The 523-nt window shown below is 41.5% G+C and carries 1 protein-coding gene; it reads left to right on the plus strand.

Going from position 1 to position 523, the window contains the following annotated elements; translation table 11 throughout:
* Window positions 1-163 precede the first annotated feature (163 nt).
* Window positions 164-523: DUF2850 domain-containing protein (locus R7040_RS29835; RefSeq protein ID WP_318098098.1), on the plus strand; the 360-nt coding region annotated here is incomplete at its 3' end.

Raw genomic sequence — 523 nt, forward strand, 5'->3', positions numbered from 1 at the left:
ACTGCCATTCCTTGTGTTTATTTATGCTTAAATAATGTCTTTTTATTCAATTGATGGCAAGGCAATTTTTTGGAATAAAGCACAAACATCTGGAGTACGGTGCTTTGTCCAGTTTGGTTATGGAGGTTACAATACGCGCGTCTATTTCAAATAAGTGAACCTCATGTCTTCAGTTGTAAATAAGAATGCTGCGATCACTGCTCAAAACGAGTCTAATTCATCTACAAAATCGTCACTTCGTAAGTGGGCGGAACGTTCTCTCATGCTAATGGCAGTGCTGGGTACGGTCATTGTTTGTATGCTGTATGGCGATTTGATCACTCGGTACATTAACCCTCCCATCTCTAAATCAATAATTTATGGCCGCTGGGTTGAGCAAGATGTAGCGCCTTACTCGAGGGAAGAGTTTGTGCTTAGTGAAAGGGGAGTGACCGTTAATGGCTCGACCATTGCAACCGATTTTGAATTTGATGGCGATTCGTTCTCATACAAAGTCGGTTCGACCGTACGTCATTTTGATTTT

The organism is Vibrio sp. 1069 (assembly GCF_033340555.1).